This window comes from Curtobacterium sp. MCSS17_016 (assembly GCF_003234255.2).
In the GTDB taxonomy this organism is placed as follows: Bacteria; Actinomycetota; Actinomycetes; order Actinomycetales; family Microbacteriaceae; genus Curtobacterium; species Curtobacterium flaccumfaciens.
The window spans coordinates 3,762,716-3,787,737 of sequence record NZ_CP126254.1; the positions used below are offsets into that span (position 1 = coordinate 3,762,716).

The window sequence follows — 25,022 nt, forward strand, 5'->3', positions numbered from 1 at the left end:
AACGCACCGGGCGTAGACCGGGGACATGACCACAGGCACTGACACCACGAACCGTCCGGCCGCGTCCTCCGGCACCTTCCGCATCGGCGGCGACCTCGAGGTCAACCGGCTCGGCTACGGCACCATGCAGCTCACCGGCCCCGGCGTCTGGGGACCGCCGAAGGACCACGACGAGGCGATCCGCGTCCTCAAGCGCGCAGTCGAGCTCGGCGTGAACTTCTTCGACACCGCCGACTCGTACGGCCCCTACGTCGCCGAGGAGCTCCTCAAGGAGGCCCTGCACCCCTACGGCGACGACGTCGTCATCGCCACGAAGGCCGGCCTCACCCGCACCGGCCCGAACGTCTGGCCGCCCGTCGGCCGCCCGGAGTACCTCCGGCAAGAGGCGGAGATGAGCCTCCGCCGCCTGGGCCTCGAGCGCATCGACCTGTTCCAGCTGCACCGCATCGACCCGAAGGTCCCGCTCGAGGACCAGGTCGGCGAGCTGAAGAAGCTGCAGGACGAGGGCAAGATCCGCCACATCGGCCTGTCCGAGGTCTCCGTCGACGAGGTCAAGGCCGCGCAGGAGATCGCCACGATCGTCTCCGTGCAGAACCTCTACAACCTGCAGAAGCGTGACGCCGAGGAGCTGCTCGACTGGTCCGAGGAGCAGGGCATCGGCTTCATCCCGTGGTTCCCCCTGGCCACGGGTGGCCTGACCGGCGAGGACTCGCCGCTCACCGAGATCGCCGAGCGCAAGGGTGCCACCCCGGCGCAGCTCGCGCTCGCCTGGCTGCTCAAGCGCTCCCCGGTGATGCTGCCGATCCCCGGCACGTCGAGCGTCGCGCACCTGGAGGACAACCTCGCGGGTGCCACGGTCGAGCTGACCGACGACGAGTTCGAGGAGCTGGCGAAGCTGGGTCACTGACCCTCAGGACGCGACCACGGGTCGCGAACGCGATGACCGGTCGGACGGGAGGCGCGGTGCCAGCTGGCACCGCGCCTCCCGTCCGTTTTCCGCCTTGTACAGATCCGTGCTTGCGCACGCATACCGGGTATGTGCATACTCAGTATGGCCACGGTGGCCCGAGACAGGGGAAGTGTCATGAGCGTTCGGATGGGCGTACTCGCGCTGCTGGTGGGGGGACCCGGCTACGGGTACCAGCTCCGGGGGGAGTTCGAGCACCGCACCGGCGGGAGCTGGCCGCTGAACATCGGCCAGGTCTACACGACCCTGGACCGCCTGGAACGCGACGGCCTCGTGGCCCGCGGCGACGCCGACGACGACGGACACGTCGTCTACACGGCGACCGACGCGGGTCGGGCCGAGGTGGCGCGCTGGTTCAGCGAGCCCGTGCCGGCCAAGCGCGGCCGCGACGAGCTGGCGATCAAGTTCGCCCTCGCCGTGACCGTGCCCGGGGTCGACGTCGCCCGGCTGGTGCAGGTGCAGCGCGGTGCGGCGATCCGGAACCTGCAGGACCTGACCCGGCTGAAGCGGACGACCGACCCGTCGACGGACCTGGCGTGGTCGCTCGTGCTCGAGTCGATGGTGTTCCAGGCCGAGGCCGAGGTGCGGTGGCTGGACCACGTGGAGTCGAGTGTCGCGCGGTACCGGCCGGACGAGCACCCGGCGGCGCCTGCCAGTGCCGACGCTGCCGCTGCCGCTGCCGCTGCGGCTGCCCGGAGCGCACGGTGACCGCCGCACCGCTCCTGCAGCTCGACGCCGTGAGCGTGCACTACGGCTCCGGCGCGAAGGCCGTCACCGCCCTGGCCGGCATCGACCTGCGGGTCGAGCGCGGCGAGATGGTGGCCGTGATGGGCACCTCGGGATCGGGCAAGTCGACGCTGCTCGCCTGCGCCGGCACCCTGCTGCCGCCGACGAGCGGTGAGGTGCTGATCGACGGCGCCTTCGTGTCCGACCGTCCCGCCAGGGAACTCGCAGCGCTGCGCCGCCGACTCATCGGGTTCGTGTTCCAGGACTTCAACCTGATCCCCTCGCTGACCGCGGTCGAGAACGTGGCACTGCCGCTCGAGCTCGACGGGTGGAAGGCCTCGCAGGCCCGCCGCGCCGCGGAACTCGCGCTGGACAACGTCGAGCTGTCGCACCGCGCCGACGCCTACCCGGACGACCTGTCCGGCGGCCAGCAGCAGCGCGTCGCGATCGCCCGCGGCGTGGTGGGCGAGCGCCGGCTCGTGCTCGCCGACGAGCCGACCGGAGCCCTCGACTCACAGACCGGCGAGGTCGTGCTCCGCATGCTCCGTCGGCACGTCGACGCCGGAGCCGGCGCCCTCCTGGTGACCCACGACGCCCGGCACGCGGCCTGGGCGGACCGCATCGTGTTCCTGCGCGACGGTCGGGTGGTCGACGAGACCGTGTACTCGGGCGTCGAGGCGGCACTGACGGACCGGACCGCCTCGTGAGCCGGGGTCGGCGTGCCGGGACCGGCCGGACACCGTTCGCCCTCCGACCGGCGCTCCGTCTGGGGCGTCGGCTGGCGTTCGCGAAAGCGGGCCGTGCCGCACTGATCATCGCGCTCATCGGGATCCCCACCGCCGGGTTCGCCGCCGTCGCCGTCGTGGTGCAGTCCACGCAGGCCACCGCGACCGAGCGGCTCGACTACGACCTCGGCCAGGCATCGGCGCAGATGCGGGTGTCCGGCCCGGACCTGCCCGGCATGGTGCAGGACCCGGTGCAGTGGGAGTTCACCGACTCGAAGCGGAACAGCCCCGTCACGAAGTCGGACGACGACTCCCCCTTCGCGAACGTCCTGGCGCACGTGCCCGACGGCGCGCTGTCGATCCCGGTCGGCGGCACACCCGTCGTGGTCCAGGGGCCGAAGGGTCCCGTCGGACTGACCGCGGTCGAGGGCAGCGTCTGGGACCCGTCGCTCGAGGGCCACTGGCACGTGCTCGACGGTTCCAGGCCGACCACGCGCAGTGAGCTCATGGTCACGCCGGCGACGCTCGAACGCCTCGGGGCGCACATCGGCGACACGGTGGACCTGACCGACCCGGTCACCAAGCGCTTCACGATCACCGGCACCATGACCGACCTGGGGACGGACCCGGGTTCGCAGGGCGTGTTCCTGCCCTGGGGCACGACGCTCTCGACGACCGACACCACCGACGACGTCGGGCTCACCGACGTCACCGTGTACCTGCCGTCGGACGCCCCGACGTGGTCGGAGATCCGGCAGCTCAACGCGCACGGCATCATCGTGCAGTCGCGTCCGGTCGTGCTCGACCCGCCCGACGCCCGGCTCTCCGGTGGGCAGCTGAGCTCGACACTCGGCTGGTACCTCGGGGCGATGGGACTGCTCGGCGTCTTCGCGATGTTCGAGGTCGCCCTGCTCGCCGGGGCCGCGTTCCTGGTCGGTACCCGGGCGGACACCCGCTCGTACGCCATCGTCACGAGCGTCGGCGGCGACAAACGGTTCGTCCGCACGATCGTCGCCGGGTCGGGCCTGGTGCTCGGGCTCGTCGGCGCGGTCCTCGGGGTCGCCGCGGGCACCGGGATCGGTGTGCTCGCCTACCGACTGATCGACAACGGCAACGTGGCGTCGTTCCCCGGGTTGCACGTGCCGCCGCTCCTGCTGCTGTCCATCGCGGCCGCCGGGGTGCTCGCCGGACTCGTCTCCGCGCTCGTCGCCGCACGGTCGGCGACCCGGATCAACGTGCTCGCGGCGCTGCGGGGCTCGCTCCGTCCGGTGCCCGTCAGCCGTCCGGCCCGCCGTCGTCGGCGCATCTGGGGCCCACTGCTCATGGTCCTCGGAGCCGTGATGACGATGGCGTGCGGCGTCGGCGTCCTCATGCTCAACGACCGCCCGGTGCAGCACGACCGGTGGGCCTACGTCGTCGGTGCCGGCGTCGCGATCGGGCCGTGCCTGATGCAGCTCGGCATCGCCATCTGCTCACCGTGGCTGCTCGCCCTGATCACCCGGCTCACCTCGCGGGCCGGTCTGTCCGCCCGGCTCGCCGCCCGCGACGCCCGCCGCAACCCGGTCCGCACGGTACCCGTGCTGGCGAGCGTGATGAGCGTCGTGTTCGTGGCCTCCGTCGTGATCACGTGGAGTGCGTCGAGCCACGCCCAGTACGTCCGTGGGTACGAGTACACGACGGCGGTCGGGGTCGCGACGGCCGAGGTGCAGACCGAGACGAAGGACGGCGGCAGTACCGGTCGCCACGACGCAGAACTGACGGCCCACGCCGCGAAGGTGGTGTCCGGGGTCTTCGACCAGGACCGCATCCGGGTGCTCGGTGTCGCGCAGGAGCAGCCGGGCGACACCCCCTCGACCGTCACGATCCCGCACCGCTGGAGCGCGTACGACTGCCCGGTGAACGACACCAGGAGCTGCTCGTACTACCTGGACACGGCGAGCGTGTCGAGCCCGCACATCTGGACCGGGACCGTGGACGACTACGCCGTGCTCACCGGGCACCGGCCGTCCGCCGCCGTGCGGGACGCGCTCGAGGGCGGCGAGGCCGTGTCGCTCTGGCCCGAGTACGCCCACGACGGTGCGGTCCGCGTCGACACCTTCCACGACCGGACGTGGGAGAGCGACCCCATCACCGAGCGCAGCCGACCGGCGGCCAGCGTCTCGATCCCCGCCGTGCTCGACGTGCAGACCCCGCGGATCCAGGTCGGCGTCTTCATGACGAAGGCGACCGCCGAACGGTACGGCGTGCCCGTGGTCGACGGCATGCTCGTCACGACGCTGCCGCACGACCTCGACCCGGCGCAGGCGGACGAGCTGAGCTCGGCGTGGCAGAGCTTCGGCGGCGATGACCGTGCACGGTGGAGCGGCCCGTCGTTCATGTACGAAGCCGGCCCCACCGACAACGAGGCGATCATCCGGGCGATCGTGCTCGCACTCGCGGCGGCCGTCACCATCGGTGCGACGGCGGTGGCGATCGGACTCGCACGGTCCGACGGCCGGCGGGACGACGAAGTGCTCGACGCCATCGGTGCCGCACCACGCCTGCGCCGAGGGGTGTCGACCTGGCAGGCGGCGATCCTGGCCACGGTCGGCTCGGTGATCGGGACGCTCCTCGGACTCCTGCCGATCCGCGCCCTGACCCTGCGGTTCACCGAGAGTCCGGTCGGGGTGAACCACATGCCGTTCGTGCCGGACTGGCCGGTGCTGGCGCTGCTCGCGATCGGCCTGCCCCTCGTGGTGACGGCCGGGGCGTGGCTGACCTCGCGGGGTCGGCGGCGGGTGGCGGTGCGACGGGCGCACTGACGCGCGCGCTGCCTCGTGCGCTCCGCTTCGCTTGGTGAGCAGAAGATGTCGAGTCGGCTGCTCGGACTCGACGTCTTCTGCTCACGAAGTGACCGGAAGACCGCTCCCGGCGAACAGCGGGCCGACGGCCAGCGTCCCCACGAGCCAGGCGACCACGATCGCGTCGACAGGCCACACGGGCCCGAGGGAGCGGTCGGCTCCCGGCACCCCGAGGATCCGGCGGCGGTACAGGACCACCGGCACCGCCAGGCCGACCCAACCCACCACCACGATCGGCAGTTCGATCAGGAGTGGCACGATCCCGAGACCGATGCCCCACCACATCGCTGGCAGTGCGGACGCCACCGCCATCACCAGGTAGGACATGAGCAAGGCTGTCGCGAACGGCAGGGCGTCGAAGACTCGGAAGCACATTGACTACGTTTGGCGTCACAACAACCGAACGATCACAGTGCGGACGTCCTTGAGTGGCCACATCAGCAACGGATGGGTGAGATGAGCGATATTGCACGGCTCGTCGATGCCGGAGCGATCGAAGCCGCGGTCGCCGAAGCTCAGGGGCTGACTCCCGACCGGGTCGCCGACCTGCTCTTCGCCTCGGGCGGCTTCGCTGTGGACATGGCTCCGTACGACGCGTTCGTCCGGCGCTGGTACGAGCGCCTCGACAGCCCCTATCTGCGCGCGGCGGCGGCGGAACGATTCGGGGATGCCTACCTCACCGAACTCGCGGGGGGGCCCGGGGGCGAGGCGTTCGCGGCCGAGCTGACCGAGGCCGCACTCCGAGACGTGATCGCGCACACCGGTCGACTGATGCGCGGGCCGGCGATCACCGAATGGGCAGAACCGCACGTCGCGGTGATGAGCACCGCCCGCGCGCGCTCCTGGCGAGACGCGTCGATGGATCTCGCGAAGGTGCACTTGCCGGACTGACGGACGGGAGGCCCGTGGCGGCGTCGCCACGGGCCTCCAGTCCGTCACATGGTGAGCAGGAATGGTCGGGTCGCTGCGCCGGACCCGACCACTCCTGCTCACGAAGCGGCGAGCGCCGCGCTCACGCGAGCTCGGGCAGCGCCTCCGCGTAGGTGCGGAAGTCGCCGCGCTCCGTGTGGATCGCCCACAGGCGGTCGGCGATGGACTCCCCGGAGTGCTCGGGCTGCCCGTCGTCGATGCCGAACGGGATGATGAGCTGGCCGACGTGGACGTCCTCGTCGCGGACGGCGTCGTGCAGGAGCTGCGCGTAGGCGCTCTCGGCCGCGAAGGCGACGGACGTGCCGGTGACACGGGCTCCCGGTCGGACCGCACTGCCGCCGTTGACGAACAGGATCGTGCCGTGGCCGATGGCGCGCATGCCGGGCAGCACCTGGCGCACGGCGTTGACCGAGCCGTAGACCGAGAACTCGATCGGGCCGACCAGGTCGTCCGCCGTGGTCTCGAGCACGGGGCGCATGTACTCCTTGGCGGGGAGTGGGCTGTACTGCAGCACCTCGATGGGGCCGAGCTGCTCCGTGGCGCGCTCGAGTGCGGTGCGCAGGGAGTCCCCGTCACGGACGTTCGCGGCGAACCCGGCGGCGGTGTGGCCGTGCTCGCGCAGTTCAGCGGCGAGGCCGTCCAGGCGGTCCTGGTTGCGGGAGATCAGGGCGACGGCGAAGCCCTCACGGGCGAAGCGCTCGGCGACGGCGAGGCCGAGGCCCTTGCCGGCCCCGACGATGGCGATGGTGGTCATGCGGTGTACTCCTCGTCGCTCACGTGCTCGAGCCAGGTGGTGGTCGTCGCCGGATCGTCGGCGGCCTCGAGCATCGCGAGGTGTTCCATGTAGTCGGTGGGGGTCGCGCCGTGCCAGTGTTCCTCGCCGGCCGGCGTGTAGACGGTCTGTCCAGCCTGCACCTCGATGACGCGGCCGTCCCGGGTGCCCATCCGCGCGACGCCCTCGGTGACGTGCAGGGTCTGGCCCTTGGCGTGCGAGTGCCAGGCGGTGCGGGCGCCGGGCAGGAACCGGACCTTGGCGACGGTCATCGTCTGACCGGGCTCCTTCGGCGAGGCGATGGCGTCGAGGTACACGTCGCCGGTGAACTGCTCGGGCGGGTTCTTGACGGTCGGCTGCTTCGGTTCGATCTGCATGCCGACGACGGTAGGCCGCCGTCGGCACCGTCGGGAGGTGCCGACAGACCCCCTCAGGGGTTTCCCGAACGCAGCGTGTGTGATCGACCCACGACCCCGGGAGGATCATCGTGGACACACCCGCCGGAACGCCCCGCAGCCGCCGCCTCTGGTCGGTGGCCGGCCTCGCCGCCGTCGCAGCGCTCGCCCTCACCGCCTGCACGAGCGGCGACGGAGCAGAGCGGGACGGATCCGACCGAGGCGGCTCGCCGTCGGCGCGCGCGACCGCGCCCACCGACCTGTCGGCCGGTCAGGTGGCGCTCGACGGTGACACCACCGACGTAGTCACCGGCCTGGAGGCCCCCTGGTCGGTGGTCCTGACGGGTGACGACGGCGACGCGCTGGTCAGCGAGCGTGACTCGGCCCGGGTGCTCGAGCTGCGGTCCGACGGCACCACCCGTCAGGTCGGCACGGTCGACGGGGTCAGCCACGGCGGCGAGGGCGGACTGCTCGGGCTCGCGCTGCACGACGACGACCTGTTCGTGTACTCCACGGCCGACGGCGGCAACCGGATCCAGCGGTACGAGTTGACGGGGAGCACCGGGTCGTGGGGTCTCGGCGAGGCGACGACGATCATCGACGGGCTGCCGAAGAACACGTTCCACGACGGCGGGCGGATCGCGTTCGGGCCCGACGACATGCTCTACGCGAGCGTCGGGGACGCCGGCGCGAGCACGGACGCGCAGGACGAGGAGTCGCTCGCGGGCAAGATCCTGCGGCTCACCCCGGACGGCGACGTCCCCGCCGACAACCCCATCGACGGGTCACTGGTGTGGAGCCTCGGGCACCGCAACGTGCAGGGCATGGGGTGGTCGTCGGACGGCACGATGTTCGCGTCGGAGTTCGGCGAGAACACGAACGACGAGCTCAACGTGATCGAGCCCGGGTCGAACTACGGCTGGCCCGAGGTCGAGGGCACCGGCGGCGAGGACCAGGGCTTCGTCGACCCCGTGCAGCAGTGGTCCACCGACGAGGCGTCCCCGAGTGGCCTCGCCGTCGTCGACGACACGGTGTTCGTCGCGAACCTGCGGGGCGAGGTGCTCCGGGCGGTCCCGGCCGACGACCCCGGCACGGCGACCGAGTACTTCGCGGGTGACTTCGGCCGCATCCGGACGGTGCTCGAGGGCCCGTCGGACACGCTCTGGTTCGTCACGAACAACACCGACGGCCGCGGGACACCGTCGAGCGGGGACGACCGGATCGTCTCCGTCCCGTTCACGCGCACGTGAAAGGGGTTCCCGCAGCCCCTCGCTCGCGCCGGACGGGGCGAAGTACCGTGACGGCATGAACCACCGCGACGAAGCGCGCGACTTCCTCTCCAGCCGTCGCGCCCGCATCACCCCCGAGCAGGCCGGCGTCGAGACCTTCGGCACACGGCGCCGCGTCACCGGGCTGCGTCGCGAAGAGGTCGCACGCCTGGCCGGCGTCAGCATCGACTACTACACGCGACTCGAGCGCGGGAACCTGCAGGGGGTCTCGGACAGCGTGCTCGACGCCATCGGCCGGGCCCTGCAGCTCGACCCCGCCGAGCAGGAGCACCTGCGCGACCTGTCGCAGCACCAGAACGAGACCCCGCGTCGCGCCGGTCGTGTCGTGCCCGTCGCTGCCGTCCGGCCCGAGCTGCAGTACCTGCTCGACGTCGTCACGGACGCCCCGGCGATGATCATCAACAACCGGCAGGACATCGTCGCCGCGAACGCGCTCGGCTTCGCGATGCACTCGGACCTGGTCGCGGCACCGGCGCGGCCGATGAACTTCTCGCGCTTCATCTTCCTCGACCCCCAAGCGCGGAACTTCTACCAGGACTGGCAGCGGGCCGCGCACACGAACGTCGCGATCCTGCGCCGCGAAGCGGGCCGGACGCCGAACGACAAGGACCTCGCCGCGCTGATCGGCGAGCTGTCGATGCGGAGCGACGACTTCCGCGGCCTCTGGGCAGCGCACGACGTCCGACGCCACTACGCCGGCGTGAAGTCGTTCCGGCACAGCGTCGTGGGGCCGCTCGAGCTCCACTTCCAGACGCTCGAACTCGCCGAGGACCCGGGGCTCGCGCTCACCATCTACCCGGCGACGCCGGGCAGCCCGACGGCCGACGCCCTGCGGGTGCTGGCTTCGTGGGCGGCGACCGAGGGCATCGCGGAGCGGGCGCGCCAGCTCGCCTGACGCGGTGGTCGCGACCACCGCATCTGCCGGGAGGGACGGGGCGGGCCCGCACCGCGCCTCCAGGCCGCTCGTGGTCGCGTCAGACCTCCGGGATCACCCGGTCGAACCGGCTCGTGTCCGTCCCGTCCGGGTCCGGGCCGATCCCTGCTGACGGGTACCAGCAACCCCTGCTTCCGGCACCCGGCCGGCCGTACCGTGGACGCATGGACACCAGAAGCGAAGTGCGCGACTTCCTCCGCACACGCCGCGAGCGCGTCACGCCGCAGCAGGTCGGTCTGCCCGACTTCGGTGGGGTCCGCCGCGTCAAGGGGCTGCGGCGCGAAGAGCTCGCGCTGGTCGCGGGGATGAGCGTCGACTACTACGTCCGCCTCGAGCGCGGGAACCTGACCGGGGTCTCCGAGAGCGTCCTCGAGTCGTTGTCCCGTGCGCTGCGTCTCGACGATGCCGAGCACGCGCACCTGTTCGACCTGGCCCGTCTGCAGAACGCTTCGGGTGCCTCGCGCCGGACGATCCCGACGTCGAAGGTCCGGCCGAACGTGCAGCGGGTGCTCGACTCGATCAGCGCCCCGGCCTGGGTCCGCAACGGCCGGTTCGACTTCCTCGCCGGCAACACACTCGCCCGCGCGGTGTACTCGCCGCTGTTCCTGTCGCCCTCCGGCACCCCGAACACCGCGCGTTTCGCGTTCCTCGACCCGCGCGGTCAGCAGTTCTGGCGAGACTGGGACTCGGTCGCCGGCGACGTGGTCGCCGCCCTGCGCGCCGAGGCGGCCCGCTCGCCGTACGACAAGGGACTGACCGACCTGATCGGGGAGCTCTCCACCCGCAGTGACGAGTTCCGGCGGCGATGGGCCGCACACGACGTGATGCGGCACCGGAGCGGTGTGAAGCGCGTGCACCACCCGGACGTGGGCGACATCGACATGAGCTACGAGACGATGGAGCTCGTCACGGACTCGGGGCTGACCATGGTCGTGTACGGCACCGAGCCCGGGTCGGCGTCCGAGGAACGGCTGCAGCTGCTGGCGAACCTCGCGGCGACGAGCGCGACCGGTGCGACGAGTGCGGCGGCTGCGTCGACCGCTTCCGTCGCCGGTGCTGCTTCCGTCGCTGGTGCTGCTGCCGCCGGGGAGGACGCGTGAACGAGACCGAGTCCGTCGAGACCGTCGTCCCGGCTCCGCCGACCGGGTTCTTCGGCCGACTGCGGTTCCGGTGGCGTGCCGAGCAGGAGATCCACGAGCTCACCCGCGACCGTGAACTCGAGGAGCGGGTCCGAGCCGAGGCAGCGGTGCGGCTCGCGCCCGGGCCGTGGCACCTGGGGGAGCTGTTCCGGCGACGGTGACGGCTGAGGGGGGAGGACAGCACCTGTCACGGCTCCGCGGTCGGCCCTAGCGTCGAGGACATGACCTTCGCCGACACCGACCCCGAGTTCGCCCGGTACCACGCCGACTTCGTGGACGAGACCCTGCGGAACGCATCACTCAGCGAGCACGACCGCGTGGTCGTCCAGCTCGGTGCGACGATCGCGGCCGGGGCGCCGACGGCGTTCCGCGATCTGCTGGACGAGGCCCTCGACGGCCCGCTCTCGCCCACCGAGGCGAAGGAGATCGTCTACCAGGCCGTGGCCTACGTCGGTTCCGCACGCGTCGGCGACTTCCTGACGATCAGCAACACCGTGCTGGTCGCCCGCGGGGTCACCCTGCCGTTGGCCGGACAGTCGACGACGACCCCGGCGGACCGACTCGAGCGCGGCCGAGCGGTGCAGGGCTCCGTCGTCGGTGCGGACCGCGTCGACGCGATGTACGAGAACGCCCCCGCGGACGCCGTGCACTTCCAGCGGTTCCTGTCCGGCAACTGCTTCGGGGACACCGTCGGCCGGGACGGGCTGTCGCTGCCCACCCGTGAACTCCTGACCTTCTCGCTGCTCGCGGCGCTCGGCGGGGCCGACGCCCAGGTGCAGGGGCACGTGGCCGGCAACCTGAACGTCGGGAACACCCGCCAGCAGATGCTGGACGTCCTGACCGTGCTCGTCCCGCTCATCGGCTACCCGCGCACGTTGAACGCCCTGGCCGCCGTGAACGAGGGAGCACCCGCAGCATGACCACCGACCACTCGATGTCGACCGGCCGGACCCTGCTGTTCGCCGTCGCCGGGGGAGCGGCGGTGGGCAACCTGTACTGGTCGCAGCCGCTGCTCGACGACATCGCATCGTCGCTCGGCACCTCGGCGTCACTCGCCGGGCTGCTCGTCACGCTGACCCAGGTCGGCTACGCCCTCGGCATCCTGCTCGTCGTGCCACTCGGGGACGTCCTCGACCGCCGGCGCCTCATCCCCTGGGTGCTCGTCGCCTCCGCCGTCGCGCTGCTGCTCGCCGCGATCGCTCCGACCTTCGCGGCGCTCCTGGTCGCCCTGGCACTGGTCGGGCTGACCACGGTCGCCGGGCAGCTCCTCATCCCGCTTGCCGGGGACCTCGCGGACCCCGCGCAGCGCGGACGTGTCGTCGGCACGATCGCCTCCGGGGTGCTCACCGGCATCCTGGTGTCGCGGACGATCAGCGGCCTGGTCGCGGACGCGTTCGGGTGGCGTGCGATCTACGTGCTCGCCGCCGTCGTCGCGGTCGTCCTCGCCCTGCTGCTGCGGCGGGCCATCCCGGAGCTCGGAACCCGCGCCAAGGTGGCGTACCCGCAGCTCATCCTGTCGGTGTTCCGTGCCGTCCGGACCCACCGGACCGTGCAGGTCACGCTCGTGATGAGCTCGTCGGTGTTCGCCGTGTTCACGATGTTCTGGACCGCCCTGACGTTCCTGCTGAGCAGCGACCCTTACGACTTCTCCACCAGCAGCATCGGGCTGGTCGGCCTGGTGGGGCTCGCGGGTGCCGTGGCGGCGCAGCGGGTCGGGCGACTGCACGACCGGGGGCTGTCGGTACCCGTCACCGGGGGAGCGATCGTGCTCCTGCTCGTCTCCCTGGTCGTCGCCGGGATCGGTGCGCACTCGATCGTCGTGGTGCTGCTCGCCGTGCTGCTGCTCGACGTCGCCGTGCAGGCCGCGAACGTGCTCAACCAGACCCGGCTCTTCTCGGTGGACCCGGCCGCGCGGAGCCGGCTCAACACGGCCTTCGTCACCTCGAACTTCATCGGCGGGGCGATCGGTTCCGCGCTGGCGTCGGTGCTGTGGAACGCCGGGGGCTGGACGGCTGTCACGATCGGCGCCGCGGTGCTGGCGGGGTTCGCCGCGACGGTCTGGGTCGTGCACCGGAACCGCGGGCTCGTGGTCGAGCCGGAGCGGGCCTGAGTCAGATCGCCAACTCGACGTCACGGCCGTTGACCGTGACGATGATGCGTGGGTTCTCGGCACCGGTCGCGGTGATGTAGCTCCGGAGGGTGGAGAGCAACATGTCCTCGCGCCGTTCCATCTGCGACACCGCCCCCTGACTGATGCCGAGCTCGTGCGCGATCTCGGCCTGGGTGCGCTTCCCCGCTTCACGCACCATCGCCAGGCTCATCGCGTGGACTCGGTCGAGGTCGTCGGCCTCGGTCTCGAGCACGGCAACGGCGTCCGCGATGTCCGGCTGTCTCAGGAGACGCTCGACGCGGTCGTTCCCGCGGACGAAGTCCTTCTTGCCCATCATCGTTCCTTCGCTCCGCGTCGTTCCTTCAGCAATATTAGCTGAAGCTGATGCGCAGCCCAGGGCGGGGACCACGGGGCTCAGCGGACCAGGGGGTTCGCGACCTCGAGCTCACCGTGGTCGACGAGCCAGCGCACGGCGTCCAGCACGGTCTCCTCGGCGGTGAACGCCGGCGCGTAGCCGAGCAGACGACTCGCCTTCTCGGTGCTGAAGACCTGGCTGCGGGACAGGTGCTCCCAGCTGGCGTCAGCGTGCTCTGGAGCCGTGGTCTCGCGGAACCGGTCCCACGTGACGGGGTCGAGCCGGGCCTCCTGGCCGAACCACGACGCTGCCAGGTGGGCATACCCGCGCGCGGTGAGCGCCGTCGGAGCCGTGACGAAGAAGTCCTCGCCCGCCGCCGCATCGCGGTGCTCGACCGCGAGCTGGAACGCCTGCGCGACGTCGTCGGCGTGCACGTGTGCCATCGTCTCGGCGCCGAGCCCGGGGACCTCGAGCGGTTCGCCGGCGGACAGCTTCGTCAGCACCGACGTGTCGAGGTTGCCGAGCGGACCGATCGGCGTCCAGCCCGGACCGCTGATGTGCCCGGGGTGCAGCGACGTCGTGACCAAACCGCCTGATGCGGTTTCTTCCTTGAGCATCCGGGCGATTGCGTCCTTCTGGACGCCGTAGTCACCGAACGGCGGGGTCGCGTTCTGCTCGGTGATCGGCAGCACGTGCGAGACGCCGGCGCGCCAGATCGAGCCGCAGTGCACCAGGTGCGTACCGGTACCGCGGAGCGCGTCGACCAGCGCTGCGGCCGAGGACTCGGTGAAGCAGACGAGGTCGACGACGGCGTCGGCACCGAGGGCGGCGATGCGGCTGCCGAAGGTGCCGTCGCGGTCCTCCTGCTCGCGGTCGGCGGTGATCCGCTCGACCTGCTGCCACTCCGGAGCGTCGGCGTACGGGGTGCTCGTGCCGCGGGTGACGGCGACGACCCGGTGACCCGAGCGGACGAGACGGGGGACGAGGAACGAGCCGATGTGGCCGGTGGCTCCGATGACGACGATGTGCATGGGGGCCACCGTAGGCCGAGGCGTGCGGATCGTGAGCAGGAATGGTCGGGTGCGGCGGTGCGACCCGACCGTCCTTGCTCACGAAACGCGCCCGCGGCGAGCGCGGTGCCCACGAGCGCGGCCCGCCCGGCGGACGAGCGCCACGCTCAGTCGGCGGTGATGACCTTCACGGAACCGGCGATGGTCGCGGCGTCCTCGGCGAGCGCGACGACGGGGTCGGGCAGGCCCGCACCCCCGAGGGCCTTGCGAGCACCCCAGCCGACGAAGCTGCCGACGAGGGCACCGACGCCACCGAGGATCGCGCCCTCGATGCGCAGGTCGCGCTTGCCGGTGGTGCCGAGGGCGGCACCGGCGAGGGCACCGGACGCGACCCGTCCGAGCAGCGCCGAGGGGGCGATGCGGTTCGGGGTCTTCGGCAGCTTGTCGCCGATGAGCTCACCGATGGCGGAGGCCACGAGCAGCCCGCGGCCGACCGGGGTGCTGAAGACCTTCCACTGCTGCCACGAACCCTTCAGCGAAGACCGGTCGTGGTTCAGTGCGAGGACGGCGAGCGGGGTGGCGCTCCGGCCGCCGCTCATGATGCCGAGGACCAGGGTGCGGACCAGGGTGTGCTGCTCGTGCTGCTTGCTCATCGTGACTCCTGTCGTGTTGCCCCTGACGGTACGCACGGTGACCTCGGGTGTTCCGAGCATCGCGGGCGACGGACGGACATCGGGCGCTCCCCGGGCACGGAGCCGCCCCGAGTAGCGTCCGGCCCATGAGCAACGTCATCGTCTTCGGCGGCCACGGCAAGGTCGCACTCCTCGCCACCCGCATCCTGTCCGAGCGCGGACACACGGTCACCTCCGTCATCCGGAACGCCGACCAGTCCGACGAGATCCGAGCGCACGGCGGCGAACCGCTCGTCGCGGACATCCAGCAGCAGTCCCTGAACGACTTCGCCGAACTCGTCCGCGGGCACGACGCCGTGGTGTGGTCGGCCGGTGCCGGTGGCGGGTCCGTCGACCGGACCTGGGCGATCGACCGCGACGCTGCGGTGCTGTCGATCCAGGGGGCGAAGCAGGCCGGCGTCGACCGGTACGTGATGGTGTCGTTCTCAGGCTCGCAGCTCGACCACGGCGTCCCGCAGGACCAGGACTTCTTCGCGTACGCGCAGTCGAAGATGATCGCCGACGCCGTGCTCCGCGACTCGGGGCTGCAGTGGACGATCGTCGCCCCGAGCACCCTGACCGACGACGAGCCGACCGGCTCCGTCGACTGGGACGGCTCGTCGACCCAGGTGCCGCGCGGTGACGTGGCGCACGTGGTCGCCGACGTGGTCGAGAACTCCGGCACGGCAGGCAACACGTTCCGGTTCAACACGGGGTCGACTCCGGTGGCGGAGTTCCTGCGCGCCGACGCGGTCTGACCGAGACCGACTGCGCCGCCGCGGTCTGACCGAGACCCACAGACGGACGGAGTCGCGGCGGTTCTCCGCCACGACCCCGTCCGTCTCTCTGCAGAACGTCGAGCTCAGTAGAGCGTCGAGATACCCGTCATGTCGCCACGGCCGAGCGTGCGGCCGTCGAGCTCGCAGTAGCCGCCGGACGGCTCCATGACCTGGCCGGTGCCGGTGGCGACGTGGTCGAGTCCGTACAGGTGGCCCCACTCGTGCGTGGCGACGACCTGGGTGTCGAAGCGCGCACCCGAGCAGGTGGCCGTCGAGCTCCACTTGAAGCCGGTGGCGTAGCGCTGGTCGGCCTCGCGGGCGTTGCCGTTGCCGTCGAACCAGACGCACGTGACACCGAGGGTCCCGGTCGGGAGCTTGCCCCAGCCCATCACGTTGTAGCCGTTGTTCCGCGAGCAGCCGCCCTGGTCGGTGAGGTTGGGCTTCTGGGTCGCGAGACGCAGGTAGTCGTTCTTCGCCGTCGACGTGACGGTCCGGTCACACGCCGAGATCGTGCCGTTCCAGGCGTTCGCCCCCTTGCGCAGGGCGTCCTTGGCGTACGTCGACTTCTGCCCGGTCTGGTTGTAGTACCACTTGACCGTGCTCGGCCAGGTGTAGCCGGACGCCTTGTACGCCGTGCTCGTGCACTTCGTGGTCGCAGCGGTCGTCGCGGCGGGAGCGGCCTGTGCCGTCGCGGCCTGGCTCTGCGCACGCTCCTGCTGGACGGCGGGGGCCGAACCGGTCCAGGCCTCGTCGACGCGGACGGCGACACCGGCGGAGCCGTTGTTCGCGATGAGGACGTCGGCGAGCTCGGGCGCCCCGGGGGCGGCCGAGCTGCTCGCCATGACGCTCTCACCCGGCGCGGGGAGCGCGAAGGTGCGTCCGTCCGGCGTCACGACCGTGCCGGACGTCGCCGTGCAGCCGCTCTCGAGCGTCTGCACCGACAGGGTCCCGGGGGCGCAGCTCGCGCCGGCCCCCGGGGTCGCCGCCTGGGCGGGTGCTGCGGTGATGGTGAGGCCGGCGAGGATCGCGACGATCGCCCCGGTGCTCAGCGCGTTCCTGACAGGACGCATGGTTCCCTTCCAGCGGCAGGCGACGTGCCCCCCGCTCCTGATCGGGGTCCATGCTCGCCGATGACCACGCAGCGGGTCCAGGACTGCGCTGCGGGGACACGCCCCCAGTCAGGGGCGGCGGCTCAGGCCATCTGCGCGTAGAAGGGCTCCGGTGCATCGGCGAGCGACGCCTTCACCATCCGGCTCCAGTCGTCGACGAGCACCTCGGCCACGCCACGCTCCACACCGTCGAGTGCCGCACGGGCCACGTCCGTCGGGTCCGTCTTCGGGCCGTCGTAGTCGCCCATCATGTCGGTGTCGGCCGCACCGAGGTGGAGTCCCTGCACGCTGATGCCCCGGTCGGCGAGCTCCAGGCGGACGGCGTTCGTCATGTTCCACTCGGCCGCCTTCGCCGCGGCGTAGCCACCCGCGCCGGGCGCCGCGAACCACGACAGGGCCGACAGCACGTTGACGATCGCGCCGCCGCCGTTCCGCTCGATCACCGGTGCGAAGGCGCGGATCATCGACAGGCTGCCCCAGAAGTGCGTGTCCATGGCCTTCCGGACGATGGTCAGGTCGTCGGTCACCAGGGAGCCCTGCGTCGAGATGCCGGCGTTGTTCACGAGCAGCGTCACGTCCCCCGCGGCTGCGGCCACCGCGTCGACGGAGGCCTGGTCGGTGATGTCGAGGGGCAGCGCGACGACGCCCTCGACGTCGACGAGTTCGGGTCGGCGTGCGGTCGCGTAGACCTTCGACGCTCCGCGCTCCAGCAGCTCCAGGGCGAAGCGGCGTCCGATGCCGCGGTTCGAGCCGGTGACGAGTGCGACCGATCCAGCGATGTCCATGGTGTCTCCTCCTGCCGCGCGGGTGTCTCCCGCAGCGGCTCGGCTACGCTAAGACCTCACATCCATGTCAGGGGCAAGCCCGGATCGGAGCAACATGCGCATCGGTGACCTCGCGGCCGAGACCGGCGTCAGCGTCCGCTCGCTGCGGTACTACGAGGAGCAGGGGCTGCTCACCGCGTCGCGCACCGCGAGTGGGCAGCGGGTCTACACGGTCGCCGCCGTCGAGCGGGTCCAGCTCGTGCAGCAGCTGTTCGCCGCCGGGCTCGCGAGCCGTACGATCGTGCAGCTGCTGCCCTGCGTCGACCGCGGGGAGTCGACGCCGGAGTCGTTCGCGCTGCTCCTCGCGGAGCGGGACCGGATCACCGCGCAGCTGGCCGAGCTCGAGGCGGTCCGGGGGCGCCTCGACCAGGTCATCGCGATCACCGAACACCCCACCGCCGAGCACTGCCCGGCACTGCGTGACCGGCCTGCCGAGCCGGTCGCGGCCTGAGACGCGGCACCGGGACGGACGGGAGGCCCGTGGCGGGTCCGCCACGGGCCTCCCGTCCCTAGCGGGTCGCTGACGACGCCCGCACCACCAGCGCGTGGCGGGAGCGCAACACCCCGGGCGTCGCCGGGGCGCCCTCCTCGAGCTGGGCGACGAGCACCCCGACCGCCGTCGCCGCGACCCGGTCCAGGTCGGCCGACACCGTGGTCAGCGCCGGGGTCGAGTACGCCGACTCCTCGATGTCGTCGAACCCGACGACCGCGACGTCGTCCGGCACGGTCCGGCCCGCGAGCTGCAGGGCACTCATCGCCCCGAGCGCCAGCGCGTCGTTGCAGCAGACGATCCCGTCGACCGGCACGCCGGCGTCGAGGAGTTGGCGCGCAGCCGCCGCACCCTCGGCACGGTGCCACAGCGCGGTCGGCACGACCCGCTCGGGCGCGAACGGCACACCGTGGTCGTCGAGCGCCTCGCGGTAGCCCCGCAGTCGCTCCTGCGCCGTGCGCACGGGTCCCGACGGGTCGGAGCCGATGAACGCGATCGACCGGCGGCCGGCGTCGAGCAGGTGGGCGGTCGCGTCCCGCAGCGCGTCCGCGTTCGACATGGCGATGAACGGCACGGGGGCGTCCGGGATCGGCTCACTGAGCACGACGAGGGGGAACTTCACCTCGAGCGCGGCGGCGTCGCTCGGCCGGACGGTCAGCGGGCTGTAGATGATGCCGTCGATCGAGTGCTCGCGCATCCGGGTGATCGCGTCCGCCTCGCGCACACCGCTCGCGGTCTGCTCGATGAGCACCGTGTAGCCCACGGCTCCGGCAGCGCGGATGACGGCGTCGGCGAGTTCGGCGAAGTACGCCTGCCGCAGTTCCGGCACCGCGAGCCCGAGCACTTTGGAGCGTCCGGCACGGAAGTTCCGGGCCGAGACGTTGAGTTCGTAGCCGAGCTCGTCGACGGCGGCCATCACACGGTCGCGCGTGCGGACGGAGACGTGTTCGTAGCCGGACAGCACGTTCGAGACGGTCTTCTTCGAGACACCTGCCACGGCGGCGACGTCGCTCATCGTGGGCGGAGAGCGGTGCCCCTGCGCCATCGGGCGCCCCCTCTCACGTGCGGACTGCGTTCGGCAGGAACCTACCGCACCAGCGTGGTGCGGACCGGACGGGAGGCCCGCGGCGGGCCCGTGGCGGGTCCGCCACGGGCCTCCCGTCCGGTCTCGGCCCGTCCAGGGCCCCGCTCAGTCCGCCAGGAACCGCAGGACCGCGAGCACCCGCCGGTTCTCGTTCGGCGTCGCCTCGAGCCCGAGCTTGGTGAAGACCGCGGTGACGTGCTTCTCGACGGTCCCGCCGGACAGGAACAGCGTGTCCGCGATCGCGGCGTTGGACCGGCCCTCGGCCATCAGGCGCAGCACGTCGGTCTCGCGGGCGGTCAGCGAGTCGAGCGGACCGCTCGTGGCACGCGGCGCCTGGACCAGTGCGGCCGCCACCTCGGGGTCGAGCACGACGTTGCCCGCGGCGACCTGGTGCAGCGAGTCGATGAAGGTGCCGACCTCGGCGACCTGGTCCTTCAGCAGGTACCCGACGCCGACGGTGGCGACGTCGAGCAGCGCCCGCGCCCACTGCGCCTCGGCGTACTGCGAGAACAGGAGCACCCCGACGTCGGGCCGGACGTCCTTCACCCGCATGGCCGCACGGACGCCCTCGTCGGTGTGGGTCGGCGGCATCCGGATGTCCATCACCACGACGTCGACCGCGCCGTGCGCGACGGCAGCCACCGCGGCGTCGCCGTCCGACACCGGCACGACCTCGTGCCCGCGACCGCGCAGCAGGGACGTCAGCCCCTCGCGCACGATCGTGTTGTCGTCGGCGACGACGATCCTCACCGTTCGGCTCCGCTCGGCATGCGCATCCGGATGCGGGTCGGGCCGCCGGCGGGGCTGTCGACCTGCAGGTCCCCGTCGACGGCGCGCAGCCGTTCGAGCACCCCGGCCAGGCCGGTGCCGTGACCCTCGGGGGTGCCGAGCGCGACGTGGGCCCCGCCGTGGCCGTCGTCCTCGACCTCGACGAGCAGGTCGGTGCCGAGCATGCCGACCCGGACGGCGGTGGCCGAGGCTCCGGCGTGCTTCGACACGTTCGTCAGCAGCTCGAGCACCCCGAAGTACGCGATCCCCTCGACGACGCGGGACGGCCGGACGGGCACGTCCACCGACAGCGCGACGGGGAACGGGGTCCGGGAGCACGCCGAGGTCAGCGCGGCCTCGAGCCCCTCGTCGAGGACGGGCGGGTGGATGCCGCGGGCCAGGGCGCGGAGCTCGACCAGGGCCTCCTTGGTCGACGCGTGCGCCCGGTCGACCAGTGCGGTGACCGCGTCCGGGTCAGCGCCGGTCTGCAGGCGGTCGCGGGCGTCGCCGAGGGTCATCGCCAGGCCGACGAGCCGGGCCTGGGTGCCGTCGTGCAGCTCCCGCTCGATGCGGCGCAGGGTGGTGTCGGCGTCGAGCACGGCGGCGTCGCGCGAGGCCGTGACCTGGCGGAGCCGCAGGTCGCGGGCGGTGGCACCGAGCAGGGCGCGGATGACCACACGCTGTAGTGCCGCGAGCCCGTGGTTCACCGCGGGCCAGAGGAACAGCACGATGAGCAGGCCGAGCACCGCGAACGCGACCTGCAGCGGCGGGGTGTCGACGTACACGCCGAGGAACTGCGCACCGCTGTGGAGCTCACCGTCCGCACCCCGCTGCGCCGGCAGGAAGTGCCCCCACGCCGCGTGGGTCATCGCGCCCAGACCGCTCACGAGCACAGCGGTCGAGACGGCGAACGTGGTGGTGGTCAGCACGAACCCCGCGAGCAGGTACGCGAACGCCCGCCAGGTGGGGCCGTCCGACAGCCGGGCGAACGCGGTGCCGAGCGGCGTCGAACCTGCACGGGGCGGTGCCGGGGCGACGACGACCTGCCCGAGCAGCGCGGCGGACATCCGGCGGGTGACCGCGGCGAACCAGTGCGACCCACCGAGCAGGAACGCGGCGACGACCAGGCCGACCCAGGTCAGCGACACCGGGATGCCGACGGCCAGCACCACGACGAACCACGCCAGCGCGGCGATCGCGATCGGCAGGTGCGCGGCGTGGAACGCGAAGGCCCGCCAGGTGCTGCCGTCGGCGACGGCTCGGAACGGTCGGAACCGGGGGACGTTGGTGGGTGCGCCCGGGGTGGCGACGGCGGTGTACATGCGGACCTCTTCGTGTCGGTGACGAGCTTATTGCCCGACACCAGCCTCGCCGCGGGGGTCCGCCCGCACACCGGTGCTGCCCCCCGTGGTCGGTGGGGAAACCCCGCGATCATCGTCAGCCGGGTCGGCTCAGGCCCCGGTCTGCTCCGTCGGTGCGGCCACGGGCTTCGACTGGCTCGACCCTCGTTGCCGGAGTGACACGGTGGCGATCACCATCACCGAGATGACCAGGAACTCCGACTGCCAGTTCTGCATCGACTCGAACCAGAACTGGCTCGTGCCGAGGTAGCCCCACCCCGAGACCACGCTGTCGCCGTGCTCGAGCTGCTCCTCGTTGTAGGCCGCAGCGCCACCGATCACGTGCCCCACGACACTGCCGAGGAACAGCACCGCGAACAGGATCAGCAGGGAGTTCTCGTACAGCACGAGCACGATCCCGCCCCGGCGCACCGGCCACGGGGCCTTCGGGTCGTCGGCGTGCTCCCGGGGGTCCTCGTCCTGCGGGCTCTGTTCGTCCAGTGGCTCGGACTCGCTCGACCCCTTCTGGAACAGGAACACCGTGAACACGATGTACGCGCCCATCTGCAGGAACTCGCTCTCCCAGTTCTCGAACGTGGCCTCGGCGAAGTCCCCGCTCGTCAGGAAGCCCCAGAGCGACACGGCTGCCTCACCGTGCTGGAGGGCGTCCGCCGCGGACACCCGCCACCCGGCGAACACCATGCCGACGAAGCACACGACGAAGACGGCGACGTTCGCGAGGAGCAGGCCGTGCCGTCGCACGCGCTGCCACCCACTCGATCCGTTGTGCAGGCCGAGGGTCACCGGGTCCTCCGTTCGTCGTGTCGAGCCCATCCTGGTCCGGACGCCACGAACGCCTTCGCAGGACCGTCCTGGCCGGATCGCGCTGGTGCGCGAGCCGGTTCCGGACACCTTCCGCACACCGGCTGTCCGACTTTCGCCGTCCGACCCCGGTTCGTCCACGACCGCCGGGGAGCCCGACCTACCGTCGATGCCAGCCCGATCGCCAGGACCGCCGACGCCGGCGAGGACGCAGAGAGGAATGGGCCCGAGCCATGACCACCACGACCACCTTCACCACCGACACCGCACTCGCCCCGAAGCACGCCCACACCGCAGTGGCCCGCCGTGCACGCTGCGTCTCCGAGCGCAGCCCCTTCACCGAGATGCGCGAACAGGCTCGGCTCCGGACGCTCATGGTCGCCGCGACCGCGACCGGGATCGTCTCGGTCACCGCCACGGCATCCGCGGCCGTCGTCGTGATCGGTCTCGGCGCATGAGCCCCGTGGCCCAGCCGTTCGACGACGACGCGATGGACGAACTCCGTGCCCAGCCCCTCGAGTGGCGCCGCCGCGGCCTGACACCCCCCACCGAACTCGAGGCGCTCATCACCCGACGGCTGTCCGGCGTGGTGCGGGGCGTCCCGGCTGACCCGACGTACGCGGACTTCTTCGTGGCAGCGTGAGCAGCACCACCCTCGTGGCCGAACCGACCGCCTCGTCCGGAGCGCCGGTCGGGCTCGGAGCGCTCGATGCGCTCGACACCGTCCGCCACCGGCACGACGAGTGGATGCGCGGGCTGCTGGAGCACGAGGCCGCGTTCGACGACCCCCGGGACCGCTTGCTCGCCGTGTTCACCCACCTGGAGCACCGACTCGTGGCCGACGGGCACCGGGCGTGGTCCGACACGGCCCATGCCGGAGCAGGAGCAGCCGCCGACGGGACCGACCTCGTCGACCTGCTGCACGACCAGCTGCGGCAGGTCGAGGCGCACGTCGCCGAACGCTGCGCGGCCGCCGCGTTGCCGGCGTACCTCGGCCAGGCGCTCACCCTGCTGCTCCACGGAGCCCACGTCGAGGCGACGGTCCACCGCTCGGTGCAACCGGTCCGCACGGCTCGGACCGCTGCGGCGATGTTGCTCGCGGTGCACGAGGGCGACGCCCTGTTCTGACCGCATCTGGACAATCGCACGATGGCCCCGAACCGGGGTGTGAAACTACTGCTCGAGCGACATGAACGACGACACCGAGCAGCCCGCGCGTATCCGGGTCGACGAGCAGGGCACGGACCTCGCAGCCGCGAAGCAGACCCTCGCGACCGCGTACGACGGCATCGAGTGGCACGCCGACACCACGGGTGACGGGTTCGACTACCGGTACACGGCAGCCGGCGACGGCACGATGACGCTCCGCGCCGTGCACTTCGGTGGACGCCTGACGGGCGAGATGCCCGCCGGTGACGATTTCGTCGTGCAGTGGATCACCCGCGGGCTCGGCGTCCTGGGTGACGGCGGCACCGCCATCCACCTGGTGCCGGGACGCCCGCAGATGTGGCCGAACGAGGCGTTCCCGTTCCGCTTCGAGGACTACGACCAGCGGCTCGTCCAGGTGAACCGCGCCGCCGTCGAGGGGGTCGCCGCCGAGCGTGGCCTGTCGCTCCGCCGCTTCGACCACACCGCCCGGATCGACGACGCGGCGATCCGGCAGTGGCGACAGACGGTCCAGCTCATCTCCGCGACGACCCTGGACCGACAGGCGTCCCCGCTGCTGCAGGCCGAGATGGGCCGGCTGGCCGCGGTGTCCCTGCTCGAGCTGTACCCCCGCGCCACCGCCGACCTGCCGCCCGAACTCCTGCTGCCGCAGCACCGTCGGATCCGCCAGGTCGTCGAGTACGTCCACGAGCACGCGCACCTGCCGATCACCAGCACCGACCTGGCCCGGATGGCGCACCTCAGCCTCCGCGCCCTGCAGGCCGCCTTCCAGCGGCTGCTCGGCATGTCGCCGAACGCCTACATCCGCTCGGTGCGGCTCGACCGCATCCGGACCGAGCTGCTGGCGTCCGACCCGGCCACCACGAACGTCGCCGACGTCGCCCGCTACTGGGGCTTCGCCCACGCGGGCCGGTTCTCCGCCGCGTACGCCGACCGGCACGGCGAGTACCCGAGCGAGACGCTCCGCCGCTCCTGACGGCGGTGCGCGCGACTCAGAGTGTGACGCCGGTGGCCGTCGCGAGCGCGTCGAGCAGTTCGGTGCGGAACCGCTGGTCGGCGACCGCCGGGTGCGGCTCCTGCCGATCCCCGTGGAACCAGTAACCACCTGTCACGGTTTGGTCTGGGTTGGTCGCGAGCGTCTCCTGCGTGCGGTGTCCCAGCTCGAAGTCGTCGGGAGCGCCAGCCCCGCCCATCTTGGTCGCCACCCAGCCCGGGTCGACGGCGTTGCTCAGCACGCCCGGGCGTCGGAGCGGCACCTCGGCGGCGAGCGCCGTCACGAACAGCTTCGTGTCGGAGTACGAGTTCGTCTCGGAAGCGCCGGTCCAGTCGACGGTGTCCAGGCGCGGACGGCCGCCCCGGTGCATCCCGCTGCTCAGGTACACGTGCCGCCCCGGCGAGCGCAGCAACGCCGTGAACAGGTAGGGCGCCACGACGTTGACGGGCACCAGGGAACGGCCCGAGATCACGCCGGCGTTGTGCACGACGGCGTCGAGCGGGGTGCCGGCGTCGAGTTCCCGGGCGGTGGCGATCACGGCGTCGCGGTCCGCCAGGTCGGCGACGACGAGTTCGGCGCCGCGCTCCACCAGGTCGGCGACCGCCTCGGCGCGGGCCCGGTTGCGCGCGTGGACGACGACGTCGTGCCCGCTGCGGAGCAGCGAGTCGGCGGTTCCCCGCCCGAGGCCGTCGGTGGATCCGGTGACGAGGATGCGTGCCATCCGCCCATCATGCGCCCGACCGCTGCGGCGGGTCCGGCAGGTGTACCGGCAACGGGCGGAC

At 71.9% G+C, this 25,022-nt stretch carries 30 protein-coding genes; 17 read left to right on the forward strand and 13 right to left on the reverse strand.

All coding sequences use genetic code 11. From position 1 onward, the window contains the following. Window positions 1-25 precede the first annotated feature (25 nt). The 4 genes from DEJ19_RS17765 to DEJ19_RS17780 all read left to right on the forward strand — a co-directional run bounded on the left by DEJ19_RS17765 (window position 26) and on the right by DEJ19_RS17780 (window position 5,219). A complete protein-coding gene (locus DEJ19_RS17765; protein ID WP_027466858.1) occupies window positions 26-907 on the forward strand; it encodes an aldo/keto reductase in 882 nt (293 codons plus the stop codon). 177 nt (window positions 908-1,084) lie between these two features. Beyond that, window positions 1,085-1,675 (forward strand): PadR family transcriptional regulator, encoded by a 591-nt coding sequence (locus tag DEJ19_RS17770; RefSeq protein ID WP_220035290.1) that lies wholly within the window; start codon window positions 1,085-1,087, stop codon window positions 1,673-1,675. Continuing rightward, window positions 1,672-2,400: an ABC transporter ATP-binding protein gene (locus DEJ19_RS17775; RefSeq protein ID WP_111232581.1), complete on the forward strand. Its 729-nt coding sequence runs from the start codon at window positions 1,672-1,674 to the stop codon at window positions 2,398-2,400. Before DEJ19_RS17770 ends, DEJ19_RS17775 begins: the two co-directional genes overlap by 4 nt. Next, on the forward strand, window positions 2,397-5,219 hold the full coding sequence (locus DEJ19_RS17780) for an ABC transporter permease (RefSeq protein ID WP_111232580.1): 2,823 nt from the start codon (window positions 2,397-2,399) through the stop codon (window positions 5,217-5,219). Before DEJ19_RS17775 ends, DEJ19_RS17780 begins: the two co-directional genes overlap by 4 nt. An 81-nt stretch (window positions 5,220-5,300) precedes the next feature. On the opposite strand, the gene DEJ19_RS17785 is transcribed toward DEJ19_RS17780, so the two are convergent. Next, window positions 5,301-5,633, reverse strand: coding sequence for a hypothetical protein (locus DEJ19_RS17785; protein WP_111232579.1), 333 nt, complete (start codon window positions 5,631-5,633; stop codon window positions 5,301-5,303). Window positions 5,634-5,714: 81 nt separating this feature from the next. Between DEJ19_RS17785 and DEJ19_RS17790 the strand changes: the two genes are divergently transcribed. Next, on the forward strand, window positions 5,715-6,149 hold the full coding sequence (locus tag DEJ19_RS17790; protein ID WP_111232578.1) for a hypothetical protein: 435 nt from the start codon (window positions 5,715-5,717) through the stop codon (window positions 6,147-6,149). A gap of 121 nt (window positions 6,150-6,270) precedes the next feature. On the opposite strand, the gene DEJ19_RS17795 is transcribed toward DEJ19_RS17790, so the two are convergent. Both DEJ19_RS17795 and DEJ19_RS17800 read right to left on the reverse strand, forming a co-directional pair. After that, window positions 6,271-6,942, reverse strand: a complete 672-nt coding sequence (locus DEJ19_RS17795) for an SDR family NAD(P)-dependent oxidoreductase (RefSeq protein WP_111099655.1) — start codon at window positions 6,940-6,942, stop codon at window positions 6,271-6,273. Beyond that, on the reverse strand, window positions 6,939-7,337 hold the full coding sequence (locus DEJ19_RS17800; protein ID WP_071248546.1) for a (R)-mandelonitrile lyase: 399 nt from the start codon (window positions 7,335-7,337) through the stop codon (window positions 6,939-6,941). Before DEJ19_RS17800 ends, DEJ19_RS17795 begins: the two co-directional genes overlap by 4 nt. 110 nt (window positions 7,338-7,447) lie before the next feature. Here DEJ19_RS17800 and DEJ19_RS17805 point away from each other — a divergent pair, with 110 nt between their 5' ends. The 6 genes from DEJ19_RS17805 (at window position 7,448) to DEJ19_RS17830 (ending at window position 12,827) form a co-directional block, all read left to right on the forward strand. After that, window positions 7,448-8,605, forward strand: a complete 1,158-nt coding sequence (locus DEJ19_RS17805) for a PQQ-dependent sugar dehydrogenase (RefSeq protein WP_111232577.1) — start codon at window positions 7,448-7,450, stop codon at window positions 8,603-8,605. Between the two features lie 55 nt (window positions 8,606-8,660). Next, entirely contained in the window at window positions 8,661-9,539 is an 879-nt protein-coding gene (locus DEJ19_RS17810; protein WP_027466864.1) for a helix-turn-helix transcriptional regulator, read from the forward strand. Window positions 9,540-9,742: 203 nt separating this feature from the next. Further along, window positions 9,743-10,678: a helix-turn-helix transcriptional regulator gene (locus tag DEJ19_RS17815; protein WP_181422754.1), complete on the forward strand. Its 936-nt coding sequence runs from the start codon at window positions 9,743-9,745 to the stop codon at window positions 10,676-10,678. Next, window positions 10,675-10,878 (forward strand): hypothetical protein, encoded by a 204-nt coding sequence (locus DEJ19_RS17820; RefSeq protein ID WP_111232576.1) that lies wholly within the window; start codon window positions 10,675-10,677, stop codon window positions 10,876-10,878. The genes DEJ19_RS17815 and DEJ19_RS17820 overlap by 4 nt, the downstream gene beginning before the upstream one ends. A 60-nt stretch (window positions 10,879-10,938) precedes the next feature. After that, on the forward strand, window positions 10,939-11,637 hold the full coding sequence (locus DEJ19_RS17825; RefSeq protein WP_111232575.1) for a carboxymuconolactone decarboxylase family protein: 699 nt from the start codon (window positions 10,939-10,941) through the stop codon (window positions 11,635-11,637). Then, window positions 11,634-12,827, forward strand: coding sequence for an MFS transporter (locus DEJ19_RS17830; RefSeq protein WP_111232574.1), 1,194 nt, complete (start codon window positions 11,634-11,636; stop codon window positions 12,825-12,827). The genes DEJ19_RS17825 and DEJ19_RS17830 overlap by 4 nt, the downstream gene beginning before the upstream one ends. A 1-nt stretch (window position 12,828) precedes the next feature. Here DEJ19_RS17830 and DEJ19_RS17835 read toward each other — a convergent pair whose 3' ends face one another. From DEJ19_RS17835 to DEJ19_RS17845, 3 genes are all read right to left on the reverse strand, one after another. Then, complete coding sequence (locus DEJ19_RS17835; RefSeq protein ID WP_111232573.1) at window positions 12,829-13,164, reverse strand: helix-turn-helix domain-containing protein; 336 nt, start codon at window positions 13,162-13,164, stop codon at window positions 12,829-12,831. A 77-nt stretch (window positions 13,165-13,241) separates the two neighbouring features. Further along, window positions 13,242-14,213, reverse strand: a complete 972-nt coding sequence (locus DEJ19_RS17840; RefSeq protein WP_111232572.1) for an NAD-dependent epimerase/dehydratase family protein — start codon at window positions 14,211-14,213, stop codon at window positions 13,242-13,244. 146 nt (window positions 14,214-14,359) lie between these two features. Continuing rightward, window positions 14,360-14,845, reverse strand: coding sequence for a DUF4126 family protein (locus DEJ19_RS17845; protein WP_163342984.1), 486 nt, complete (start codon window positions 14,843-14,845; stop codon window positions 14,360-14,362). Window positions 14,846-14,970: 125 nt separating this feature from the next. On the opposite strand from DEJ19_RS17845, the gene DEJ19_RS17850 reads away from it, so the two are divergent. After that, entirely contained in the window at window positions 14,971-15,621 is a 651-nt protein-coding gene (locus tag DEJ19_RS17850; protein ID WP_111232570.1) for an NAD(P)H-binding protein, read from the forward strand. A gap of 104 nt (window positions 15,622-15,725) precedes the next feature. On the opposite strand, the gene DEJ19_RS17855 is transcribed toward DEJ19_RS17850, so the two are convergent. Both DEJ19_RS17855 and DEJ19_RS17860 read right to left on the reverse strand, forming a co-directional pair. Continuing rightward, window positions 15,726-16,712, reverse strand: coding sequence for a matrixin family metalloprotease (locus DEJ19_RS17855; RefSeq protein ID WP_111094104.1), 987 nt, complete (start codon window positions 16,710-16,712; stop codon window positions 15,726-15,728). A gap of 122 nt (window positions 16,713-16,834) precedes the next feature. Next, entirely contained in the window at window positions 16,835-17,536 is a 702-nt protein-coding gene (locus DEJ19_RS17860; RefSeq protein ID WP_071404103.1) for an SDR family oxidoreductase, read from the reverse strand. A 94-nt stretch (window positions 17,537-17,630) separates the two neighbouring features. Here DEJ19_RS17860 and DEJ19_RS17865 point away from each other — a divergent pair, with 94 nt between their 5' ends. Continuing rightward, window positions 17,631-18,026 (forward strand): MerR family transcriptional regulator, encoded by a 396-nt coding sequence (locus tag DEJ19_RS17865; RefSeq protein WP_111232569.1) that lies wholly within the window; start codon window positions 17,631-17,633, stop codon window positions 18,024-18,026. A gap of 58 nt (window positions 18,027-18,084) precedes the next feature. Here the strand turns inward: DEJ19_RS17865 and DEJ19_RS17870 are convergent, their stop codons facing one another. The 4 genes from DEJ19_RS17870 to DEJ19_RS17885 all read right to left on the reverse strand — a co-directional run bounded on the left by DEJ19_RS17870 (window position 18,085) and on the right by DEJ19_RS17885 (window position 22,061). After that, window positions 18,085-19,080, reverse strand: coding sequence for a LacI family DNA-binding transcriptional regulator (locus DEJ19_RS17870; protein ID WP_181441467.1), 996 nt, complete (start codon window positions 19,078-19,080; stop codon window positions 18,085-18,087). 174 nt (window positions 19,081-19,254) lie between these two features. Next, a complete protein-coding gene (locus DEJ19_RS17875; protein WP_071248572.1) occupies window positions 19,255-19,899 on the reverse strand; it encodes a response regulator transcription factor in 645 nt (214 codons plus the stop codon). Beyond that, window positions 19,896-21,239: a sensor histidine kinase gene (locus tag DEJ19_RS17880; protein WP_111232567.1), complete on the reverse strand. Its 1,344-nt coding sequence runs from the start codon at window positions 21,237-21,239 to the stop codon at window positions 19,896-19,898. The genes DEJ19_RS17875 and DEJ19_RS17880 overlap by 4 nt, the downstream gene beginning before the upstream one ends. A 129-nt stretch (window positions 21,240-21,368) precedes the next feature. Further along, complete coding sequence (locus DEJ19_RS17885; RefSeq protein ID WP_258377341.1) at window positions 21,369-22,061, reverse strand: DUF6766 family protein; 693 nt, start codon at window positions 22,059-22,061, stop codon at window positions 21,369-21,371. A gap of 251 nt (window positions 22,062-22,312) precedes the next feature. Between DEJ19_RS17885 and DEJ19_RS17890 the strand changes: the two genes are divergently transcribed. From DEJ19_RS17890 to DEJ19_RS17905, 4 genes are all read left to right on the forward strand, one after another. Continuing rightward, window positions 22,313-22,537, forward strand: a complete 225-nt coding sequence (locus DEJ19_RS17890; RefSeq protein WP_110865347.1) for a hypothetical protein — start codon at window positions 22,313-22,315, stop codon at window positions 22,535-22,537. Then, the gene (locus DEJ19_RS17895) at window positions 22,534-22,722 is read left to right on the forward strand and encodes a hypothetical protein (RefSeq protein WP_111099667.1); all 189 of its coding nucleotides are present in this window, start codon (window positions 22,534-22,536) and stop codon (window positions 22,720-22,722) included. The genes DEJ19_RS17890 and DEJ19_RS17895 overlap by 4 nt, the downstream gene beginning before the upstream one ends. Next, window positions 22,719-23,207 (forward strand): hypothetical protein, encoded by a 489-nt coding sequence (locus DEJ19_RS17900; protein ID WP_111099668.1) that lies wholly within the window; start codon window positions 22,719-22,721, stop codon window positions 23,205-23,207. Before DEJ19_RS17895 ends, DEJ19_RS17900 begins: the two co-directional genes overlap by 4 nt. A 61-nt stretch (window positions 23,208-23,268) precedes the next feature. After that, window positions 23,269-24,222 (forward strand): AraC family transcriptional regulator, encoded by a 954-nt coding sequence (locus tag DEJ19_RS17905; RefSeq protein ID WP_111099669.1) that lies wholly within the window; start codon window positions 23,269-23,271, stop codon window positions 24,220-24,222. Window positions 24,223-24,238: 16 nt separating this feature from the next. Here DEJ19_RS17905 and DEJ19_RS17910 read toward each other — a convergent pair whose 3' ends face one another. Continuing rightward, on the reverse strand, window positions 24,239-24,961 hold the full coding sequence (locus DEJ19_RS17910; protein ID WP_111232566.1) for an SDR family NAD(P)-dependent oxidoreductase: 723 nt from the start codon (window positions 24,959-24,961) through the stop codon (window positions 24,239-24,241). Between the last annotated feature and the right edge of the window lie 61 nt (window positions 24,962-25,022).

Coding starts and splice junctions, on each gene's coding strand:
- DEJ19_RS17795 (WP_111099655.1), bottom strand. CDS start 6,942: ATGACCACCATCGCCATCGTCGGGGCCGGCAAGGGCCTCGGCCTCGCC.
- DEJ19_RS17910 (WP_111232566.1), bottom strand. CDS start 24,961: ATGGCACGCATCCTCGTCACCGGATCCACCGACGGCCTCGGGCGGGGA.
- DEJ19_RS17790 (WP_111232578.1), top strand. CDS start 5,715: ATGAGCGATATTGCACGGCTCGTCGATGCCGGAGCGATCGAAGCCGCG.
- DEJ19_RS17785 (WP_111232579.1), bottom strand. CDS start 5,633: ATGTGCTTCCGAGTCTTCGACGCCCTGCCGTTCGCGACAGCCTTGCTC.
- DEJ19_RS17855 (WP_111094104.1), bottom strand. CDS start 16,712: ATGCGTCCTGTCAGGAACGCGCTGAGCACCGGGGCGATCGTCGCGATC.
- DEJ19_RS17850 (WP_111232570.1), top strand. CDS start 14,971: ATGAGCAACGTCATCGTCTTCGGCGGCCACGGCAAGGTCGCACTCCTC.
- DEJ19_RS17830 (WP_111232574.1), top strand. CDS start 11,634: ATGACCACCGACCACTCGATGTCGACCGGCCGGACCCTGCTGTTCGCC.
- DEJ19_RS17845 (WP_163342984.1), bottom strand. CDS start 14,845: ATGAGCAAGCAGCACGAGCAGCACACCCTGGTCCGCACCCTGGTCCTC.
- DEJ19_RS17870 (WP_181441467.1), bottom strand. CDS start 19,080: ATGAGCGACGTCGCCGCCGTGGCAGGTGTCTCGAAGAAGACCGTCTCG.
- DEJ19_RS17835 (WP_111232573.1), bottom strand. CDS start 13,164: ATGATGGGCAAGAAGGACTTCGTCCGCGGGAACGACCGCGTCGAGCGT.
- DEJ19_RS17825 (WP_111232575.1), top strand. CDS start 10,939: ATGACCTTCGCCGACACCGACCCCGAGTTCGCCCGGTACCACGCCGAC.
- DEJ19_RS17895 (WP_111099667.1), top strand. CDS start 22,534: ATGAGCCCCGTGGCCCAGCCGTTCGACGACGACGCGATGGACGAACTC.
- DEJ19_RS17860 (WP_071404103.1), bottom strand. CDS start 17,536: ATGGACATCGCTGGATCGGTCGCACTCGTCACCGGCTCGAACCGCGGC.
- DEJ19_RS17865 (WP_111232569.1), top strand. CDS start 17,631: ATGCGCATCGGTGACCTCGCGGCCGAGACCGGCGTCAGCGTCCGCTCG.
- DEJ19_RS17810 (WP_027466864.1), top strand. CDS start 8,661: ATGAACCACCGCGACGAAGCGCGCGACTTCCTCTCCAGCCGTCGCGCC.
- DEJ19_RS17905 (WP_111099669.1), top strand. CDS start 23,269: ATGAACGACGACACCGAGCAGCCCGCGCGTATCCGGGTCGACGAGCAG.
- DEJ19_RS17770 (WP_220035290.1), top strand. CDS start 1,085: ATGAGCGTTCGGATGGGCGTACTCGCGCTGCTGGTGGGGGGACCCGGC.
- DEJ19_RS17800 (WP_071248546.1), bottom strand. CDS start 7,337: ATGCAGATCGAACCGAAGCAGCCGACCGTCAAGAACCCGCCCGAGCAG.
- DEJ19_RS17840 (WP_111232572.1), bottom strand. CDS start 14,213: ATGCACATCGTCGTCATCGGAGCCACCGGCCACATCGGCTCGTTCCTC.
- DEJ19_RS17815 (WP_181422754.1), top strand. CDS start 9,743: ATGGACACCAGAAGCGAAGTGCGCGACTTCCTCCGCACACGCCGCGAG.
- DEJ19_RS17880 (WP_111232567.1), bottom strand. CDS start 21,239: ATGTACACCGCCGTCGCCACCCCGGGCGCACCCACCAACGTCCCCCGG.
- DEJ19_RS17890 (WP_110865347.1), top strand. CDS start 22,313: ATGACCACCACGACCACCTTCACCACCGACACCGCACTCGCCCCGAAG.
- DEJ19_RS17765 (WP_027466858.1), top strand. CDS start 26: ATGACCACAGGCACTGACACCACGAACCGTCCGGCCGCGTCCTCCGGC.